General features: G+C 35.4%; 15 protein-coding genes. 10 read left to right on the top strand and 5 right to left on the bottom strand.

All coding sequences use genetic code 11. The annotated features are described in order from the left end of the window. Positions 1 to 94 precede the first annotated feature (94 nt). On the bottom strand, positions 95 to 451 hold the full coding sequence (locus ACY651_RS18350) for a BlaI/MecI/CopY family transcriptional regulator (protein WP_462254961.1): 357 nt from the start codon (positions 449 to 451) through the stop codon (positions 95 to 97). Positions 452 to 763: 312 nt separating this feature from the next. Here ACY651_RS18350 and ACY651_RS18355 point away from each other — a divergent pair, with 312 nt between their 5' ends. Next, positions 764 to 1,450 carry a cell division ATP-binding protein FtsE gene (locus ACY651_RS18355; protein ID WP_462222443.1) on the top strand — a complete coding sequence of 229 codons (687 nt, stop codon included), beginning with the start codon at positions 764 to 766 and terminating at the stop codon, positions 1,448 to 1,450. Between the two features lie 49 nt (positions 1,451 to 1,499). Here the strand turns inward: ACY651_RS18355 and ACY651_RS18360 are convergent, their stop codons facing one another. From ACY651_RS18360 to ACY651_RS18370, 3 genes are read right to left on the bottom strand one after another with little or no spacing between them, the layout of a single operon-like run. Next, the gene (locus ACY651_RS18360; protein WP_462254962.1) at positions 1,500 to 2,624 is read right to left on the bottom strand and encodes a glycosyltransferase; all 1,125 of its coding nucleotides are present in this window, start codon (positions 2,622 to 2,624) and stop codon (positions 1,500 to 1,502) included. Further along, positions 2,617 to 3,771 (bottom strand): glycosyltransferase, encoded by a 1,155-nt coding sequence (locus ACY651_RS18365; RefSeq protein WP_462254963.1) that lies wholly within the window; start codon positions 3,769 to 3,771, stop codon positions 2,617 to 2,619. The genes ACY651_RS18360 and ACY651_RS18365 overlap by 8 nt, the downstream gene beginning before the upstream one ends. Before the next feature lie 50 nt (positions 3,772 to 3,821). Next, positions 3,822 to 4,823, bottom strand: coding sequence for a Gfo/Idh/MocA family protein (locus ACY651_RS18370; protein ID WP_462254964.1), 1,002 nt, complete (start codon positions 4,821 to 4,823; stop codon positions 3,822 to 3,824). 116 nt (positions 4,824 to 4,939) lie between these two features. Between ACY651_RS18370 and rpsO the strand changes: the two genes are divergently transcribed. The 6 genes from rpsO to ACY651_RS18400 all read left to right on the top strand — a co-directional run bounded on the left by rpsO (position 4,940) and on the right by ACY651_RS18400 (position 10,970). Then, the gene (gene rpsO / locus ACY651_RS18375; RefSeq protein ID WP_462222439.1) at positions 4,940 to 5,212 is read left to right on the top strand and encodes a 30S ribosomal protein S15; all 273 of its coding nucleotides are present in this window, start codon (positions 4,940 to 4,942) and stop codon (positions 5,210 to 5,212) included. Between the two features lie 139 nt (positions 5,213 to 5,351). Further along, entirely contained in the window at positions 5,352 to 7,505 is a 2,154-nt protein-coding gene (pnp, locus tag ACY651_RS18380; RefSeq protein WP_462254965.1) for a polyribonucleotide nucleotidyltransferase, read from the top strand. Between the two features lie 63 nt (positions 7,506 to 7,568). Continuing rightward, a complete protein-coding gene (prmA, locus tag ACY651_RS18385) occupies positions 7,569 to 8,390 on the top strand; it encodes a 50S ribosomal protein L11 methyltransferase (protein ID WP_462254966.1) in 822 nt (273 codons plus the stop codon). A gap of 105 nt (positions 8,391 to 8,495) precedes the next feature. Beyond that, on the top strand, positions 8,496 to 9,155 hold the full coding sequence (gene plsY, locus ACY651_RS18390) for a glycerol-3-phosphate 1-O-acyltransferase PlsY (protein ID WP_462254967.1): 660 nt from the start codon (positions 8,496 to 8,498) through the stop codon (positions 9,153 to 9,155). Positions 9,156 to 9,281: 126 nt separating this feature from the next. After that, positions 9,282 to 10,088, top strand: coding sequence for a M48 family metallopeptidase (locus tag ACY651_RS18395; protein WP_462254968.1), 807 nt, complete (start codon positions 9,282 to 9,284; stop codon positions 10,086 to 10,088). Positions 10,089 to 10,310: 222 nt separating this feature from the next. Continuing rightward, positions 10,311 to 10,970 carry a YdeI/OmpD-associated family protein gene (locus tag ACY651_RS18400; protein ID WP_462254969.1) on the top strand — a complete coding sequence of 220 codons (660 nt, stop codon included), beginning with the start codon at positions 10,311 to 10,313 and terminating at the stop codon, positions 10,968 to 10,970. Between the two features lies 1 nt (position 10,971). Here the strand turns inward: ACY651_RS18400 and dnaG are convergent, their stop codons facing one another. Then, a complete protein-coding gene (gene dnaG, locus ACY651_RS18405) occupies positions 10,972 to 12,906 on the bottom strand; it encodes a DNA primase (RefSeq protein WP_462254970.1) in 1,935 nt (644 codons plus the stop codon). 156 nt (positions 12,907 to 13,062) lie between these two features. Between dnaG and ACY651_RS18410 the strand changes: the two genes are divergently transcribed. The 3 genes from ACY651_RS18410 (at position 13,063) to smc (ending at position 18,778) form a co-directional block, all read left to right on the top strand. Next, positions 13,063 to 14,328, top strand: coding sequence for a hypothetical protein (locus ACY651_RS18410; protein WP_462254971.1), 1,266 nt, complete (start codon positions 13,063 to 13,065; stop codon positions 14,326 to 14,328). Between the two features lie 244 nt (positions 14,329 to 14,572). Continuing rightward, positions 14,573 to 15,022 (top strand): CHRD domain-containing protein, encoded by a 450-nt coding sequence (locus ACY651_RS18415; RefSeq protein ID WP_462254972.1) that lies wholly within the window; start codon positions 14,573 to 14,575, stop codon positions 15,020 to 15,022. A 240-nt stretch (positions 15,023 to 15,262) separates the two neighbouring features. Further along, positions 15,263 to 18,778: a chromosome segregation protein SMC gene (gene smc, locus ACY651_RS18420; RefSeq protein WP_462254973.1), complete on the top strand. Its 3,516-nt coding sequence runs from the start codon at positions 15,263 to 15,265 to the stop codon at positions 18,776 to 18,778. The last annotated feature ends 31 nt before the right edge of the window (positions 18,779 to 18,809 follow it).

Below are 18,809 nucleotides of genomic sequence, written 5' to 3' on the forward strand. Positions count from 1 at the left end.
TGTTGATGATTGAAAGTTAATAGTACAAGTATTTCAAAAAGTTTTTGGTGTTTAATCAACTTTCAACATTAAACCTTCAACTTTAAATTGTTTTTTATTTTTTCTTCAACTGTTTCAGCAGTAATTCCAGCTCATCTAAACTGATGTTGTTTTCTTTTACCATAAAAGAAACAGCATTGCTGAAGCTGCCTTCAAAATAACCCTTTACCAAACTCTTCATACTGCTTTTACTGTACACTTCTTTACTAACAAGCGGATGGTATTGATGTGTTCTTCCAAAAACAGTAACGCCTACAAATTCTTTATCGGTTAATATCTTAATTATAGTAGCCACTGTATTACTGTGTGGCTTGGGCGCAGGTAATTCATCCAGTATTTCTCTCAAAAATGCTTTTTCTAATTTCCATATCACCTGCATTATCTGTTCTTCTGCTTTGGTTAAGTTTTTCATTTTGCATTCTTTTAATTTGCTTGTGTAAATTTAAAACTAATATTTTAGTTTTACAACTATTTTTTTAGTTATTCACATTTTTTAACAAATGGTGAAGAAAATATATTTTAATGTAGTGGCACTAAAAGCTAAATTTGCACCACTTGCAAAGATTTTATTTACGCTTAGATAAAAGTTGAATAAAGAAATATTGTTGAAGAGTGCGACGCCACTGAAGCTAAATAGAATTAATAAGGCTTTGTAACAAAAAAATAAAACACAAATTTCTCCATTTCTCCCTTTAGGGATAGGAGTTAAACATCAAACCAATTTATGTCTCAATCTATTGTCGAATTAAAAAATGTAAATATTTATCAGGGTAGCAGTCTTATTTTAAGCGATGTTAACATTAGCATTGAAAAAGGCGAGTTTGTTTACCTGGTGGGTAAAACCGGAACGGGAAAAAGCAGTTTGCTTAAAACCATGTACGGCGATTTACAATTGACGGAAGGCGAAGGCTGGGTGGTGGGCCATAATTTAAAAGAACTAACGTGGAAGACAGTACCTTTCTTGCGCCGTAACCTTGGTGTGGTGTTCCAGGATTTTCAATTGCTTACCGACAGGAATGTAAATGAAAATTTAAAATTTGTTTTAAGAGCTACCGGTTGGAAGGATGATAAATTAATGAATGAAAAAATTGCAGATGTGCTGGATAAAGTGGGTTTAAAAACCAAAGGGTTTAAAATGCCTTTTGAATTGAGCGGGGGAGAACAGCAAAGGGTGGATGTGGCAAGGGCATTATTAAATTCGCCTAAATTAATTTTGGCCGATGAACCTACCGGTAACCTTGACCCTGAAACGAGTGACGAAATTATGCAGTTACTTTTTCATATTTGCAGAGATTACAACACCACTATAATTATGGCTACACATGATTACATGGTGATCAATAAATTTCCTGCACGGATGATTAAAACGGAAAGGAATAAGGTGTGGGATAATGCTTCTATTGAAATGTAAGGGTGTAAGGAATTTGTAATTTGGGATTAGGAATTAGGATGTTTTGTTGCTATAATCCTAAATATCCGATTAGTTTTATCACATTGGCTTCGTTATTATAAATTGTTTGCAAGAAGCCCTGGCGCTTTTCTTTTTCCTGCTCTGTAAATGGTTGCTGATACATTTCTTCAATTATTTTTTTAAAAGATGTGGCGTCGTTTGCAATATGGCAAACACCTTCCAGGCCGCTGCCTTCCACTCCTGCGCTGTTTACTATACAATGCCGGCCATTAAATAATGCATTTAACAATTTTAATTTTATACCAGTGTTGTTAAAAGAGGGCAGCACATGCAGTTGTGCCTTTGTTATCATATCCTGCATTTCTTTTTCGCCGGGGTTGGCTACAATACAAGTTTGTTTGTGCTGATGTGCAAGCTGAAGTAATTTTTGAGAAGGATTTTTTCCTGCAATTACAAAAGGGATTTCTAAAGTATTAAACACATTTTGTAAAAGCCAAATTACTGCAGTTTCATTTTCGTTGATGGACAAATTACCATGGTACAAACAAAAACATCCTTTGCCAGCATCCCCCACGGCTAAAGTATGCGGAATAAAAACCGGCAGGTAAAAAATATCTTTTGCATCAAATAGTTGTTTATAAACCGTTGCGTCATGTTCGCTTACAGCAATAATAGTGGCCTTGTTGGCAATGGCTTTTTCATATTTATACAATAACCTGCTTTCGTGAATAAAATACAATTTTTTAAAAAGATTGCTTTCGTTTTTTGCCAGTTGTTTGTAATATTCAAATTCGACGTTGTGCAGGCGCACTGCAATTTTTCTGTTATTCAATGCTCCGTTGTGCAGGTAATAGGTACAATGAATGCCTTCTAATAAAATGGGGTGGTCATCTTTTTTTAAATTAGCAATCAATTCATCATGCTGCCTGCTTTTTACAATTAATGGAATACGAAAAGAAAAACTGCTGTTATTTTTTTTACGCTGATAATAGTTTACCGAAACACAGTATTTATTTAATTCTTCCTGTGGTTTTCTATCTTGTGTAAAGCAATGTAAATGAATTTTTATACCAAGAAGATGTAAAGCTTTCAATTTGTAAAAAAGATCTACCACGCCGCCATAATCAGCAGGCCAGGGCACATCAAGGGTTACGATATGTAAATGTTTATCCAAGTAAGTTTTTATAAAAAGCTAATAATTTTTTTTCTTCCTCCTGCCAGTTTAAATCTTCTCTTGCTTTTAAACAATTTTGCTCCAACTCCTTGTATACAACTTCATTCTCCAGTAAATTGTTCAGTTGTAAGGCCAAATTTTTTGCGCTGATATCATCAACTAAAATTGCAATATGGTGCTTTTCGTTTATTTCTTTATACACCGGGTAACTTACACACAACTGCGGTATGCCTGCATGCAGGTAATCGAAAAAACGGTTGGCTAAAGAATAATAATTGCTTAATCCTTTATCGTCAAACAGTGTAATACCAATGTATGCCTGTTGTGTAATACTTCTTAATTCATCAGGTTTTATTTTACCTTTAAAAATTATTTTATTCTGTAAGTTATTAGTGGTTACTAATTGCTGTGCCTGCTGCATAAAATTTCCATCACCGCAAATAATAAGTTTGCAGTTCACTTCTTTCATTGCAGGGATAAGTGTTTCAAAACTCCGGCCTTCATTTACTGCACCCTGGTATAAAATAAATTTTTCTTTTTTTTGGGTTAGATTTATTTCTCTCAGTAATGCAATATTCCTTATTACTTTATAATTTACGTCATACATTTTTTTAAATTCATCGGCAATAGGCTGGTTAACGGTGTAGCCGCATGCAAATTTGGGGACAGTAAAACGTTCAATCTTTTTCCAAATTGTATAAATTGTGGGCCTTGTTACAATCTCTTTCATTTCGCAAAACAATTCATGTGCATCGTAAACCCTTTTTATTTTTTTTATTTTAGAAATGAAGTAGCCCGGTAAAATAGTGTCAAGATCAATTGCTCCAACACAATCGATCTTTTTAAAAAGTAAATAAAAAAACAAACGAATATTATATTCGGCATAAAACAGTTTCCCTTTCTCAAAAAAACAAAACAATCTTTTTTGTAAAAATGGTTGCGATGACAGCGGAAGAGATGCTTTCATTTTTCTTCCCACCAATGTTATTTTATATCCTGCATTACCAAGTGATGTGCAAATACGGATCATGCGCTGGTCGTAAGTAAGATCGGTGGTAACTGTAAAAAAAATACAGCCCCCTCCGCCCCCTGAAGGGGGAACATTGGTGTTTGCGGATTCGTGAGTTGTTTTTAAATCTTCAGGCATTGGTCTCTTTATGTAAAGCTATTTCTTTCATTAGAGTATAAGTTCCCCCTTCAGGGGGCGGAGGGGGCTTCATATATCCGCTCAATTATCTCCACTGTTTTCAATCCTTCCTCCGCACTGGCAAATTCATGTTCATCATCTTTCAATACCTTAATTAAATTTTCATACACTTTATCATGTTTGCTCATGCTGCCCTGGTAAAACCCATAACCAATGGCCGGATTACCTTTGGGCAATTCAGGATTAGTAATTCCCTCTACGTTGCAATATTCTAATTCGTTTAAATATTGTCCTCCAATTTTAATAGTTCCTTTCTCTGCAAAAACCGTAAACGAGCCCTCCATATTTTTATTAAAACTGTTTACGGTATAGTTTAAAGATCCAATAGCGCCTGTTTTCATTTCAAATAAAACTATACCGGTATCTTCAAATTCAATTGATGCATGCGCAAAGTTTTTGGAATTGGTTTTAATCGCAGCTACATCTCCCAATAGCCAATACAACAAATCAATAAAATGGCTGAATTGGGTAAATAGTGTTCCGCCATCTAAATCTTTCGTTCCTTTCCAACCATTATAATATTCATTCGGCCTGTTCCAAAAACAGTTTATTTGAAAGCTGTAAATTTTACCCAGTTTGTCAGTATCAATCAAATCTTTTAAAAAAGCAACGGGGGGATTGTAGCGATTTTGTTTAACTACAAACAGTTTTTTATTGCAGTTGAGTGCGGTTTCAATCATTTTTTCTCCATCTGTTGTGTTAATGCATAATGGCTTTTCACACAAAACATTACTGCCAGCTTCCAGTGCTTTTATAGAATGAATGGCGTGTAAACCATTTGGAGTACAAATACTAACCACCTTTATATTCTTTTCATTGGCAAGCAAATCTTCTATGGAATAGTAAGCTGTGGCATTGTAAATTGCAGCCAGTTCATTGGCTTTTTCAGGAATTATATCGCAAACAGCCGACAGTATTCCATGTTTTATTATTTGTTCAGCATGCCTTTTAGCAATTCTTCCACAGCCTATTATGGCGAACGACGGTTTCATATTTGGCAATATTCAAAAAAAATCCTCAATTCACCTCGTAAAAACCATTTTTTTATGTACTTTTGCACACAATTATAAAAGAAACATAACAAAGACGTTATTAAAAAAACAAAGAGATGCCTTATTTAACAATCGAAAAAAGAGCAAGTATTTTTTCAACTTATGGTGGTAAAGCCACTAACACAGGGTCTATTGAGGGCCAAATCGCTTTATTAACAGAGCGTATCAATTCCATTTCAGAACACCTGAAAATCAACAAAAAAGATTTTTCTTCTCAAAGAGGTTTGATGAAAATGGTGGGTCAGCGCAAGCGCTTGTTAACTTACCTGAGCAAACACGACCTTACAGGCTACAGAAGTTTAATTGAAAAATTAGGCCTTCGTAAATAAATTATTCCAAGTATGTAATAGCAATAATTCCCAACTGAAATTTTACGGTTGGGAATTATTCTTTTTTACGTAATTAACTCACCGGGGTTAGGGTTTAAGTAAATCTTAAATCGGCAATCCCAAATCATAAATAGTATTTATGTCTTTACTACAACCAAAATCTGTAACTTTTGATATTGGCGGTGGCCGCATGGTTACCATCGAAACAGGCAAAATTGCCCGCCAGGCAGATGGCGCTGTTACTGTTCGCCAGGGCAATTGTATTTTATTAGCAACAGTTGTTGCCAACAAAGAGCCTAAAGATGGCCAAAACTTTTTTCCATTATCTGTAGATTACCAGGAAAAATTTGCTTCTGCCGGCCGTGTGCCGGGCTCTTTCTTTAAAAGAGAAGCCAGGTTAAATGATTACGAAATTCTTACTTCAAGATTAATAGACAGGGCTTTACGTCCGCTTTTTCCAGAAGATTATTTATGTGATGTTCAGGTACTTATAAGCCTTATATCAAGCGATGCTGAAGTTATGCCTGATGCATTAGCTTGCCTTGCGGCTTCTGCAGCTTTAGCTGTTTCAGATATTCCCATTCAGGAAATTATTTCGGAAGTGCGTATTGCCAGAAAGAATGGTGAGTTTATAGTAAACCCAAGCCGTACCGAATTAGCAGCATGCGATTTAGAATTTATAATTGCCGCTACTGATAAAAATATTATGATGGTAGAAGGTGAAGCTAACGAATGCCAGGAAGAAGATTTAATTAAAGCAATTGAATTAGGTCACGAAGCTGTTAAAGTACAAATTAAAGCACAAGCAGAACTTAGGGAACAGCTTGGCTTGACTGCAAAAAGAGAATACACCAAACCTTATCGCAACGAAGAATTAAATGAAAAGATAACTGCTTTTGCAAAAGATAAAATGCATACGATTTCTTCTTCAGCATCTGCAAAGCATGAAAGAAGCGATGCTTATAAAGCACTGCACGAAGAAGTAAAAACATTTTTGGGAGAGGAATTACCTGATGCAGATAAAAAATTGATTGGTCATTATACTGGCGAATTACAATATTACGTGGTAAGGGATATGATCTTGAATGATAAGAAACGTTTGGATGGAAGAGGTACAGAAGATATTCGTGCTCTTGCAATGGAAACCAATATTTTACCAACCCCACACGGCTCATCTTTATTTACAAGAGGTGAAACACAATCACTTACAACAGTTACTTTCGGAACACCTTTAGATGAATTATTGGTTGAAAGTGCACACAAATCTGATTATACAAAATTCATTTTGCATTATAACTTTCCTCCGTTTTCTACAGGTGAAGTAAAAATGATGAGAGGTGTTGGCCGCAGAGAAGTTGGACATGGTAACCTTGCCATGCGTAGTTTAAAAAAGATGATGCCCGGCAGCGATTACCCTTACACCGTTCGTGTAGTAAGTGATATTTTAGAAAGCAATGGCTCATCATCAATGGCAACAGTTTGTGCAGGTTCGTTAGCATTAATGGATGCAGGTGTGCCTTTACCTAAACACGTTAGTGGTGTTGCAATGGGCTTAATAAAAAAAGGCGACCAGTTTGCAGTGCTTACAGATATTTTGGGTGATGAAGATCATTTGGGAGATATGGATTTTAAAGTTACAGGAACCCGTGATGGTATTTGTGGCGTACAGATGGATATTAAAGTTGATGGCTTGAGCATGGACATTATGCGTAAGGCTTTAGCTCAGGCACGTGCCGGCCGTTTACACATTTTAGATGCGATGTACGAGTGTATGCCTGCCGCCAGAGCAGAAGTTAAACCTCATGCACCACGTATGGTTAAAATTATTATCGACAAAGAGTATATTGGTGCCGTGATAGGACCCGGTGGCAAAGTAATTCAGGAAATACAAAGAGAAACCGGTGCTACAGTTAATATTGAAGAAGTGAATAATGCTGGTGAGGTAAGTATCTTCTCTGCACAAAAAGAAGGACTGGAAAAAGCTTTAGCATGGATTAAAGGTTTAGTAGCTACACCAGTTGTTGGGGATACATACGAAGGAACAGTTAAGAGCATTAAAGAATTTGGTGCTTTCGTAGAATTCCTTCCTAAAAAAGAAGGCTTGCTGCACATTAGTGAAATAAGCTGGAAGCGTTTAGAAACTATGGATGGTATTTTTAAAGAAGGCGATAAAGTAAAAGTGAAGTTGCTTGATGTTGATCAAAAGACCGGTAAGTTTAAATTAAGCCGCAAAGCTTTAATACCAAAACCCGATATGCAGCCCAAGCCGCAGCAGGGTGAGCAGCAGAATTAATCAATCACATTACATATTCACAGCCGCAGGATTTTTCCTGCGGTTTTTTATTAAATTGATAAAATGAAACACATCGAAATTAAAATTAACACCAATTCTGCCGAACAAAACGAAATACTGATTGCCCTGCTTGCAGATATTGGCTTTGATGGTTTTGAAGAAAACGAAAACGAATTAAAAGCTTTTATTCCCGAAACAAAATTTGATAAAGAAACTTTAGACGCTGTTGCCAGCAGTAATAGCCTGTCGTATCAATTAACAGTAATTGAACAGCAAAACTGGAACGCACAGTGGGAGAGTAGTTTTGACCCTGTTGTTGTAAATAATTTTGCGGCTATACGTGCAGGTTTTCATCAGCCGGTAAAAAATGTGCAGCACGAAATTATCATTACCCCAAAAATGAGTTTTGGTACCGGCCATCATGCCACCACCTTTTTAATGATGGAACAAATGAGTGCTTTAAATTTTAAAAATACATCTGTTGTAGATTTTGGTACGGGTACAGGTGTGCTGGCAATTTTAGCTGAAAAAATGGGAGCCTCTGCAATTACTGCAATTGATAATGATGACTGGAGCATAGAGAATGCGAAAGAAAATATTGTTACAAACAATTCAAAAAATATCTTTTTGCAAAAAGCAGAAATCATTCCTCTTAACCAGACGTACAATATTATTCTTGCCAATATAAATTTGAATATTATTTTGCAAAATATGCCCCTTATCGCTAAAGCATGTATGCCTGGCAGTCAAATATTATTGAGTGGTTTTTTAATTACTGATGAAGCTTCAATTAGGGAATCTCTGACTGTAAACGGTATAGTTTTACAATCTTTTACACACCAAAAAGACTGGATATGCGTTAAAGCTGAGTATAGAGCAGATTGAGATATTTATATAATTTAAATACGTTTGAATTTTGTAATTAAATTAAGGTTAAGTAAACTCATAATTCATTATTTTTGTGATGTTCAACTCAACTCAAAGAATCGCATGAAAGAATTACTTCTTATCATAATTGCATATTTAATCGGCTCCATTCCTACCGCTTTAATTATAAGCAAAAAATTTTTTGGTGTAGATATCAGGGATTACGGAAGTGGCAATATGGGAGCTACAAATACTTTCAGGGTGCTGGGTAGCAAATATGGTACTATTGTAATGGTGCTTGATATTTTAAAAGGTGCAGTAGCCGTTGCTTTATATAATTTTCTCCCTTATTACTTCAGTCCCGATATGGAATTGTACCGTACCAATTTTATGATTGGTTTGGGCCTTGCCGCAGTAGCGGGGCATATATTCCCCATTTTTGCCGATTTTAAAGGGGGTAAAGGAGTGGCTACTTTATTTGGAATGTTGCTGGCAGTGCAACCTGTAGTTGCCATTAGCTGTGTGGGTGTTTTTTTAATTGTACTTTATGTAACCCGTTATGTTTCCCTCAGCTCAATATTAGCAGCATTATTTTTACCCATTTGTGTATTGTGGATATGGAATGAGCATGAAATATTATACCGAATATTTGCACTGTTAGTGGCTTCATTGGTTATCTTAACCCATCAAAAAAATATTGGCCGCATATTACGTGGCGTTGAAAGCAGGGTACCAATACTTAAACACCGTGACAGAAGAAAATCACGCCGCCGCAACGATTAACATTTTCTCTACAACCTTATCTTAAAAATTTACGTCTTAACTTAAAATTACATTTTGTGATTTTTGAAGTTATTAAAATTGGTACGCCAATTGTTTATTACATACTATAATTAAAACTCAAACAAAATGAAAAAAGTATTTATCTTATTATTTTCAGTTTCGCTGTTAGCAGCATGCTCAAGAAATGCAATTACAGGCCGCAAGCAACTGGGGCTTTTTTCAGAAGCATCATTGCAGCAAATGGCTGTTACTGAATACAGAAGTTTTTTATCTCAAAACCAGGTGGTTAGTGAAAATACCAGTAAAGATGCAGAAATGGTTCGCCGTGTAGGCGGCAGAATTGCTGCAGCTATTACTCAATATTATCGTGGTAAAGGCCTTGCTGCAGAATTGGACGGATACAAATGGGAATTTAATTTAGTAAACGATAAAGCTGTAAATGCATGGTGTATGCCCGGCGGAAAAGTGGTGGTGTACACAGGCCTGTTACCTTATACACAAAATGAAGCAGGTTTAGCAATTGTGCTTGGCCATGAAATTACGCATGCAGTAGCGCACCACGGTAACGAACGTATGAGCCAAGGTGCTATTGCACAAGGTTTAGAAATTGTAGGTAATATTGCTACATCAGGTAATTCAAAATATAACAGCCTGTTTAATAATATTTTTGCTCCGGCTGCACAAGTTGGTGTTTTATTACCCAATGGTAGAAATCAAGAACTCGAAGCTGATCGTTTAGGATTAAATTTTGCCGCAATGGCTGGTTATAATCCAAGAGAGGCAATTCCTTTTTGGCAAAGAATGGCTGCTGCTGGTGGTAATGCTAAGCCACCGGAGTTTTTATCAACTCACCCGGCTGATGACAGAAGGATTGCAAACTTAGAGAAGAATATGCCTGAAGCGCTGACTTATTATAAACCTATAAATAAATAAAATATTCTATATAATAAAAAAACTCTGCAAACTGCAGAGTTTTTTTTGTTTAAACTTTTATCTACCAAACTTAATGTTTAATTTTACAGTTCTAAACAGTCTTGCTGTTATACAACTTTTAACCCTCCGGAAAAAACTTCTTTTAAATTAGCTGCATTTTTGCAGTCAATAATTGTTTTGTTGTTGGTATAATAATTATTAAAATTAACTGTTGTTTTGCCTATGTCTTCTCAATCTTTATTGGAAAAATTGCAACTGGGTGATGAAAAAAATTTGCTGTTGCAGGGTTTGCCACTTGCCATTGAAAAACAATTCATCAAACTTTCTTTCTCTAAAAATGTAACACCTTTACTTAAAATTAGGAAAATTGATTTTGCTTTAATATTTGCATTTAGCCAAAAACAATTGAAAGAAATATTAACAGAAGTAATACCGGCTTTACATGCCGAAGCTAAATTTTGGGTTGCTTATCCTAAAGCTTCCTCAAAAATTGCAAGTGACTTATGCAGGGATGCCAACTGGGATTTTATTACTGAACATGGTTTTGAAACAGTACGGCTGATTGCGGTAGATAACTTGTGGAGTGCTGCAAGATTTAAAAAGCCGGATACAGAAACTAATAAAGCGCCTTCATTTTCTTCTGCAAACCCAGCACCGGGTGTAGACTACACAAACCGAACTATTGAGACACCTGCAGCGTTACAAAAAATGCTGGAAAAAAATAAAACTGCTGCTGCATTTTTTGATTCGCTTGCGTTTAGCCATAAACGGGAATATGTGGAGTGGATTGTAAGTGCAAAAAAAGAAGAAACTAAAACTAAGCGCCTGGAAACTACCATGGAAAAATTAATAGCCCAAAAGAAAAATTTTAATCAAAAATAAGTTACTTAAAAATTACTGTACCCAATTGTTTGGTCAATTCTATTTCCATTTGTTTAAGGTGCTGGTGTGTTTGTACTAAAATCATTTGCTCTTCGGAGATTAAAGATTTTTCCAGGTCACGCTGGTTTTCATCCATCAGCCTTTTTATCTTTTTTAATTTTAGGTAATTAAGGGTGCTAAAAACTTCTTCCTTAAACAGATCTTCCCTGGTAGGAATATGGCCTTCAAAATGTTCAGACCATTTGGGGCTAATTTCATAATTAAAATCCATGATGCTTACCACCAGCGAACTCATTTTTAAATTATCGTGATATAAAAAATTTTTAGGTGTGGGTTCTATCCCTTCGTTGTACCATGTTTTATAAGTTTGTACCACATGTACTAAATCTTTATTGTCAATCAATTCCTCTAACTGGTTTAATTCAATTTCTTTAAAAATATAATTGGCTACTTTTTGTTCTTCATCCCAGTCTTTTAAACCGAACTCCAGCAAACTTCTTACCATGGCCCTTTCGTGCATTTCATCTTTGTTAAATAAAGAGAGAGTGTCATCTTCTGTTTGGGCTGATAAAATATTTGTATCACTCCTTTCTTCCCTGTACGATTGGTTTTCTGCCTTGGTAACTTTTTCTCTTATAAATTTATTTACCAAAGCATGCAGACCACTTTCTTCAATCTTTAAAATTTCGGAGCATTGTTTTATATAATCCTGCTGCTTGGTAAAATCTTCTGCCTTATTAATTTTTGCAATGGTTTCGGCAATCTGGTTTACAATGATGGATTTTTTATTACTGTCGGTGCCTGCATCTTTTAATGCAATATCCAACTGAAATAAAATTACATCTCTTTTATTTTCTGCAATAAAATTTGCAAAAGCAGCAGCACCAACTTTGTTTACGTAACTGTCGGGATCTTCTTTATCCGGTATTAAAACCAATTTTACATTCAGGCTTTCTTCTAATGCTAAATCCAACCCACGCAGTGCAGCTTTTATACCTGCATTATCGCCATCATAAATAATAGTAAGGTTATTGGTATATTTTTTTATCAGCCTTAACTGGTCTGGTGTTAAAGAGGTACCACCACTGGCCACCACGTTTTCTATACCGGCCTGGTGTAAACTAACTACGTCCGTATAGCCTTCCACCAATAAACATTCATCTGCTTTATCAATAGCCAGCCTTGCAAAATAACTGCCGTACAGCAATTTACTTTTTACATAAATTTCATTTTCAGGCGTGTTAATATATTTAGGTGCTTTATCGTTGTTCTTAATAATCCTGGCACCAAAGCCCAATACTTTTCCGCTTTGATTATGGATAGGGAAAACTATTCTTCCCCTGTAATTGTCATACGCATTACCATCTCTAACATTTACCAATCCGCTTTTTTGCAGGTATTCTAAATTGTATTGATTGGCCAAAGCTTCTTTTGTAAAGCTATCCCTGGCCTCGGGGTTAAAACCCAATTGAAATTTATTAATTATTTCTTCTCTAAAGCCCCGTTGTTTTAAATAACTTAAAGCAATATCCTGGCCTTCCTCTGTATTAAACAAGGCATTAGTAAAAAATTTTTGTGCAAAGTTGTTGATGATGTAAAGGCTGTCGGCAACCTGTTGTTGCTGTTTGTATTCGGGGCTGGTTTCTGTTTCTTCAATTTCTACATTGTACTTTGCGGCAAGCCAGCGTAAGGCTTCGGCATAGCTGTACTTTTCGGCCTCCATTAAAAAGCTTATGGAGTTGCCACTGCGGCCACAGCCAAAACATTTGTAAATTTCTTTAGCGGCAGATACGGTAAACGAAGGCGATTTTTCGTTGTGAAAAGGGCAGAGGCCAATATAATTAGTGCCTCTTTTTTTTAATTTTACAAACGAGCCCACAATCTCTACAATATCTATGCGGCTGAGTATTTGCTGTATGGTATTTTGTGTAATCAAAGTAATGTTAAAAACAGCTGCAATTTAGCCAACTTTAGTTTTTTTATCGTCTTTATTTTATGGAACAGTTTTATGGCATGGTTTATGAAAAACTGGTTAAAAAATCATCCTTATACGCAATTAACTAATATCTTTATCACCTAAAAATAAAATAGAATGAAGAAATATTGTTTTTTTATTATGCTGCTTTTTGCAGGCACCGCAATTTTTGGCCAAAGCCTTGATGATATTAATAAAATGATGCTTTTGGGGCAAAACAAAAAAGCCAAGGAAGGGCTTGATAAATTTATAGCAGATGCAAAAAATGCAAAATCATCTCTTGCATGGTTTTACAAAGGCAGAATTTACAATACAGCCTCTAAAGATTCTGGATTAAGTTCAGCAGATGCACTGAAATTAAAAGCAGAGGCTTTTGAAGCATTAAAAAAATACCAGCAAATGGATGCTAAGGAGGAAGCTTTTGTACAGGAAAACCATGCTACATACTTTGATTTGTACAACGGATATTTTGATATTGGCGCAAAAGAATTTAATGCTAAAAATTTCCCTCTTTCTTTTGAAGGATTTAAAAATGCTTTACTGGTGGAGGATTATGTAAAATCTAAAAACTATGAATACAACGGATTTAAATTTCCAGGGCTGGATACTTCGTTAATTTTAAATACTGCAATTGCTGCTACCAATGCTAAAGACGAGGCTTCTGCCATTAGTTTTTACAAAAAGCTAACCGATGCTAATTTATCGGGCCAGCAATATTTAAATATTTACCAGTACCTGGCGGAGTATTATTCAAAAAACAAGGACGAAGCTAATTTAACTGCTTTGCTCGAAAAAGGAAAATCTTTATACCCGGCTGATGATTACTGGACGGAGTTTGAATTAGACAGGGTTTCAAAATCTGGCGATAAAACCGCCTTAATTGCAAAGTATGAGGAACTGATGAAAAAGTATCCTGAAAAATATACTTATCCTTATAATTTAAGTGTGGAAATGTATAATGATCTCTATACAGGAGATAGCAGACCGGCCAACCCTGAAGCAGTGAAAAATAAATTAACAGAAACTTTAAAAATTGCTATACCGCTTGATAAAGGCATTGATGCAAAAATGCTGATGACAAGACATTTGTATAATGCAGCTTACGATCTGCAGGATTCATCTAAAAAAATTAAAGGCACAAAACCTGCTGATATAAAACTTCGCAACGATCTAAAGGCAATGGTTATAAAAAAGATTGATGAATGTATTCCGTATGCAGAAGGAGTGGTAAGTTATTTTGCTGCACAGCCAACTTTAAAAGCTACACAAAAATCGAATTATAAAATTGTACTGGATATATTAAGCCAGTTTTATAATACCAAAAACGACTTAAAGAAAGCTGCTGAATATGATAAGAAAAAGGCGGAAGTAGATAAGTTGTAAAAGGAATTAATATATATACTGCAAAGAAGCCGCTGAATTTTCAGCGGCTTCTTTATTTACGAAAATATTTTTTAGCCACTTTTTCATAGCAATAAGTCAAAAATACTAACGGATTTGTGATACTAAAAGCAACTAATTGCTTTAAGAAGATGCTCACAGGCAACCCTATTATTTTTTAAACCGATTTAAAAATTAAACAGCTTATAATTAGCTGTACTTGTTTCTTAACCTTCAAAATTTTATTATGAAACGTTTAATTAATTTTTTAGCCATTGCAACTTTGTTAACTGTCGGATCTTCCTGCAGTAAAGACGATACGCCGACGCCTGTTCCCGATCCTAATGTTACTTTTAAAGCTACCATAAATGGAGCCAGTGAAGTGCCTGTAAATGCTTCAACTGCTACAGGAACTGCTACTGTAATTTTCAATCAGGATACAAAAATATTGACCCTTAACATGACTTATACAGGCGTTACAGCTACAAATATGCATATACATAGAGGTGCGGCTGGTGTTTCGGGACCAGTTGTATATGGTTTGGGTTCTTCTCCTTTTACTTCTCCCATAAGTTATACCTCGCCTGCAATTACAGTTGGGCAACAGGATAGTTTAATGAATAATATGCTTTATGTAAATATTCATTCTGCAGCGTTTGGCGGCGGAGAAATAAGAGGTCAACTTATTAAACAATAATTTTCATATTTTGTATGGTTTCATCGGTTAATGCCTTTCTTCTTTTTTTTAAAGAAGGGAGGCATTTTGTTTTTATAGCTGCTGGATGAATTAAGTAAAAATCGATTGTAAGCTATTTTTATGATAACAAAAATTTACCTGTTAAAAAACTGTGTATAACTCTTGATAATTGGTGCAAACAATCAAATATTTGTTTTGCCCCATTCCGTTATATTTGCCGACTGACTAAAACATAGACAAGTGCGATTAAAGAGTTTAGAAATCAAAGGATTTAAAAGTTTTGCCGATAAAACCGTACTCAATTTTGATGAAGGTATTACTGGTGTAATTGGCCCCAATGGCTGTGGTAAAAGTAATATTGTGGATAGTATCCGCTGGGTAATTGGCGAGCATAAAATAAGTAATCTGCGTAGCGAAAACTTAGAGAGCCTTGTTTTTAATGGTTCTAAAACCCGTAGTGCAAGCGGCCTTGCAGAAGTGAGCCTTACTTTTGAGAATACAAAAAATTTACTGCCCACAGAATTTAATACTGTAACTGTAACCCGTAAATATTATAAAAACGGCGAGAGCGAATACCGCCTTAATGATGTGGCCTGCCGCTTAAAAGATATTCATAATCTTTTTATGGATACCGGTGTTAGCACCGACAGTTATGCCATTATTGAACTGGGCATGGTAGATGATATTATTAAGGATAAAGAAAACAGCCGCCGCAAAATGCTGGAGCAGGCTGCAGGAATTACCATTTACAAAACCCGTAAAAAAGAAGCTAAATTAAAATTAGATGCTACCGAGCAGGACTTAGCACGTATTGAAGATTTATTGTTTGAAATAAATAACCAGTTAAAAAGTTTAGAGAGCCAGGCAAAAAAAGCAGAGAAGTATTTCGAAATAAAAAAAGAGTATAAAGAAGTAAGTATTGAATTAGCCAAAGCGGCTTTGGAAGGTTTTAATATTACTTACCGTGATTTAAACCATCAGCAGCAGGCAGAAGTTGATAAGCGAATTGAACTGGAAACTTCTATTGCAAAAGAAGAAGCTTTATTAGAGCAGGAAAAATTGGGCTTTATTGAACAGGAAAAAGCATTACAGCAAATGCAGCATGCTTTTAATGATATGCTGGATGGCTTAAGAAATAAAGAGAGTGATAAAAATTTAAGCGCACAACGTTTACAGTATTTAAAAGAAAGAGAAAGCAGTTTAAACGAATTTTTACAAAAAGCCGGAGGCCAGTTAAAAGGATTGGATGAAAGCATACAATTTACCAGTCAGCAGATAAAAGATGACGAAATAAAATTAGAAGAGTTTGAAGGAAAGCTGGACGAATTAAAAAATGCTGTAGAAGATAAACGCAAAGTGTTTGATGAAAAACGCAGCAGCATAGATGAATTAAGAAAAGAAAACCAGGCCATACAGAGAAACCAGTTTGAAGCAGAGAAAAAAGTTGCAGTAGCAGATACCTCTATACAAAACGTACAAAGAACTGTTGTACAAATACAGGAAGAAAAAACGCAGCGCCAAAATCAGTTACAGCAATTAGAAGGAGATAAAAAAATTAAGGAAGAAGAACTGCAGCAAAAGAAAACGGATCTGCAGCAATTGCAGGATCATCATGAGTTTACCAAAGAACAAATTTTAGCGACACAAAGTTTGCTGGAAGGTTTGCGTAATGAACTGGCAGATGAAAGCAGGAAGCTCGACAGCAAAAAAAATGAACATGCTTTATTAAAAAGTTTGATAGACTCGATGGAAGGTTACCCCGAGAGTGTAAAGTTTTTACATAACAACTCGGGCTGGAACCATACAGCACCATTATTGTCAGATATTATTTATGTAAAAGAAGCATACCGTGCTGCTGTAGAAAATGTTTTAGAACCTTATTTAAATTATTATGTAGTTAATAATTTAGAAGAAGGTTTACAGGCCATTCATTTATTAGATGATAATAAAAAAGGTAAAGCCAACTTTTTTTTACAGGATAAGTTTACCGATTTTGAAAGCCATCATCAACCCGATGGAACCATACCTGCATTAAGTGTGGTGGAGATTGACAGTAAATATGCCAATCTTGCCAAACATTTATTAGGCAATGTTTTTATTGCCGAAAATGAAGAAGCATTGCACAACAGCAACGGTGCTGTAGTATTGGAAAAAACAGGTAAGTATGTAAAAAGAAAATATTCTTTAACCGGTGGCAGCGTAGGTTTATTTGAAGGAAAGAAAATTGGCCGGGCAAAAAATATGGAGAAATTATTTGACGAAATTTCTGCACAGGAAATTATTGTTAATGATTTAAAAGCAGTTATTCAAAGCAGGCATAATGAAGTAATTGCTTTTAACGAGCAGTTAAAAGAAAATGCCATTAAGCAAACGCAGCAGGATATTAATAATTTAACCAATCATGTTTTCTCTCTGCAAAATAAAATTGAAAACCTGCACCACTTAGAAGAAACGAGCAGCAAAAGGGTAGAGGAGTTGCAGGAACAATTACAAAACAACCATGATGCCATTGCAAGCACCAGGGATGAGCTGGAAAAATTCAATACTCAGTTAGAAGATTTGGGAGATAAAATGCAATTGATAGAACAGGATTATGCTACTGCAGAGCACGAATATAATTTTGCGACTGCAACTTTTAATGATAGCAATCTTCAATTTACCAAACAGCAAAGCAAAGTAATTTCTTTAAAGCAGGAATTTGAATTTAAAAGCAACCAGTTAAAAGATTTACAAACACAAATAGAAAGCAGCAGCTCCCAATTAAACGAAGCAGCAACAAGTATTGCTGAAACCGCTGTGGCTTTGCAGGCATTGGAAACTTTACTGGTAACCATGCTGCAAAATAAGGAAGGTGAAGAAAAGAAGTTGAACGAAGCAGACCAGGCCTACTACAATTTAAGAAATGCTTTGGCTGCAAAAGAAAGTGAGTTGCGCCACAAACAAAAAAGTAAAGAAGGCATTGATACTTTATTAAATGAAATAAAAGATAAGTTAACCGATTTAAAACTGCAGTTAGCCGGAATGAAAGAAAGGCTGAATGTGGAATTTAAAGTTGACCTTGATGCCATTATTGACGAGCCAAGAACCGGTGATACGCCATTGGAAGAATTGCAGGAAAAAAATGAAAGACAGCGTAAACGTTTAGAAAATATCGGTGAAATAAACCCTACGGCAATTGAAGCGTACACCGAAATGAAGAAACGCTACGAATTTATTTTAGAGCAAAAAAATGATTTGGTTACTGCAAAGGAAAGTTTAATGCTTACTATTCAGGAAGTGGAAGCAACAGCCAACCAGCAATTTTTAGATACATTTAATAAAGTAAGAGAAAATTTTCAAAAAGTTTTCCAGGCTTTATTTACAGAAGATGATACTGCAGATATGGTTTTGGTTGACCCTGAAAATTTAGCTGATACCGGAATTGATATTGTGGCAAAACCAAAAGGAAAACGTCCCTCATCAATTGGCCAGTTAAGCGGAGGAGAAAAAACATTAACAGCAACGGCCTTATTGTTTGCCATCTATTTAATTAAGCCTGCACCTTTCTGTATTTTAGATGAGGTAGATGCGCCGCTGGATGATGCCAATGTGGGCAAGTTTACCAACATGATAAAAAAATTCAGTGAGAACTCTCAGTTTATCATTGTTACACATAATAAACAAACCATGAGTGCGGTGGATGTAATTTACGGTGTTACCATGCAGGAAGCCGGTGTAAGTAAACTGGTGCCTGTGGATTTTAGAAGTTTGAATTAATGAGTATTAAAGATTTTATTTTCAATATTAA

The sequence above is a fragment of the Ferruginibacter sp. genome, from assembly GCF_031391665.1.
Taxonomy (GTDB): domain Bacteria; phylum Bacteroidota; class Bacteroidia; order Chitinophagales; family Chitinophagaceae; genus Ferruginibacter.

Bases quoted from the DNA above. Each gene is read 5' to 3' on its own strand.
- ACY651_RS18350 (WP_462254961.1), bottom strand. From the start codon at position 451: ATGAAAAACTTAACCAAAGCAGAAGAACAGATAATGCAGGTGATATGG.
- ACY651_RS18355 (WP_462222443.1), top strand. From the start codon at position 764: ATGTCTCAATCTATTGTCGAATTAAAAAATGTAAATATTTATCAGGGT.
- ACY651_RS18365 (WP_462254963.1), bottom strand. From the start codon at position 3,771: ATGCCTGAAGATTTAAAAACAACTCACGAATCCGCAAACACCAATGTT.
- ACY651_RS18370 (WP_462254964.1), bottom strand. From the start codon at position 4,823: ATGAAACCGTCGTTCGCCATAATAGGCTGTGGAAGAATTGCTAAAAGG.
- rpsO (WP_462222439.1), top strand. From the start codon at position 4,940: ATGCCTTATTTAACAATCGAAAAAAGAGCAAGTATTTTTTCAACTTAT.
- pnp (WP_462254965.1), top strand. From the start codon at position 5,352: ATGTCTTTACTACAACCAAAATCTGTAACTTTTGATATTGGCGGTGGC.
- prmA (WP_462254966.1), top strand. From the start codon at position 7,569: ATGAAACACATCGAAATTAAAATTAACACCAATTCTGCCGAACAAAAC.
- plsY (WP_462254967.1), top strand. From the start codon at position 8,496: ATGAAAGAATTACTTCTTATCATAATTGCATATTTAATCGGCTCCATT.
- ACY651_RS18395 (WP_462254968.1), top strand. From the start codon at position 9,282: ATGAAAAAAGTATTTATCTTATTATTTTCAGTTTCGCTGTTAGCAGCA.
- ACY651_RS18400 (WP_462254969.1), top strand. From the start codon at position 10,311: ATGTCTTCTCAATCTTTATTGGAAAAATTGCAACTGGGTGATGAAAAA.
- ACY651_RS18410 (WP_462254971.1), top strand. From the start codon at position 13,063: ATGAAGAAATATTGTTTTTTTATTATGCTGCTTTTTGCAGGCACCGCA.
- ACY651_RS18415 (WP_462254972.1), top strand. From the start codon at position 14,573: ATGAAACGTTTAATTAATTTTTTAGCCATTGCAACTTTGTTAACTGTC.